1 protein-coding gene and 1 tRNA gene are annotated in these 942 nt (G+C 57.5%); one reads left to right on the forward strand and one right to left on the reverse strand.

Annotated elements, in window-relative coordinates; translation table 11 throughout:
* Positions 1 to 195 precede the first annotated feature (195 nt).
* A complete protein-coding gene (locus F1735_RS33840; protein WP_167241413.1) occupies positions 196 to 471 on the reverse strand; it encodes a CopG family ribbon-helix-helix protein in 276 nt (91 codons plus the stop codon).
* 229 nt (positions 472 to 700) lie between these two features.
* Between F1735_RS33840 and F1735_RS33845 the strand changes: the two genes are divergently transcribed.
* Positions 701 to 776, forward strand: a tRNA-Asn gene (locus tag F1735_RS33845).
* The last annotated feature ends 166 nt before the right edge of the window (positions 777 to 942 follow it).

Consider the following 942-nt stretch of genomic DNA (forward strand, 5'->3'; position numbering starts at 1 on the left):
TTCGCGCCGCCCGCCCTTGACCCTGCTCCGGACCGGACATCGACAAGCGCCGCAAGGCGCAGACATTCACAGCGGTAGCCGATATGGTAGCCGAAGTCAACTTCCACTCAAAACGGCATTGGGCCTTCAAGACTGCCAGAAATTCGTGAAGACGACTCAGGTCCGCGAGCGCTTTGCTGGTCCATTCAATCCGCATCAAGGCACCACTGGCGCCGGGAGGGGATGATCGGTGCCGAGACTGGCCGCCCACTCCTGGACAGCCTGATCGTCAACGACGCGTCCCTCGTCAACATCCATCATTGCTTCGCGCGTCAAGCGGCTACGCTCGTCTTCTTGAGCGACCCAGTCGCTCAGCGCCTGTTTGATAACCCATCCGCGTGACCGTTCAAGCCGTGCGGCTAACTGGTCAACCCTGTCGGCCAGCACCACTGGTACGTGTGCTGTGAGTACTTTGGTTTCGGCTTGGGCCATTGGTCGATCTTTCCAAAATATGTTGATTCAACTAAGTTTTAGCGCGATTAATCATAAACGTTTACGATTAATCACAAATAATCACATTGATTATATAGTGCCCCGCCCAACGGGGGCGCTTGGGTACGGTCGTCCCGGCACGTGGGGCGTTGCTGGCGCACATGGCCGCCAACAAGTTGCACGCGAGGCTGGACAAGTCAATTTTCGCCCGATATAATGCGGCCTCTTTTCCCTGATAGCTCAGTTGGTAGAGCGACGGACTGTTAATCCGCAGGTCCCTGGTTCGAGTCCAGGTCGGGGAGCCAGAATGCGAGAGGCCACGTTGAATCAACGTGGCCTTTTTTGCGTGCGCCCAGCATGGGCGCACTCTTGGAGGTGCAAGTCCTCCCGCAAGCTGACCACAGTGAGCGAAGTGAAGCGCAACTGCGGAAGGGCGACCGACTGTGGGGAGGAAGCGTGGAGCGAAACTGC

This window comes from Massilia genomosp. 1, from assembly GCF_011682185.1.
Classification (GTDB): Bacteria; Pseudomonadota; Gammaproteobacteria; order Burkholderiales; family Burkholderiaceae_D; genus Telluria_A; species Telluria_A rubra.

Coding starts and splice junctions, on each gene's coding strand:
- F1735_RS33840 (WP_167241413.1), bottom strand. CDS start 471: ATGGCCCAAGCCGAAACCAAAGTACTCACAGCACACGTACCAGTGGTG.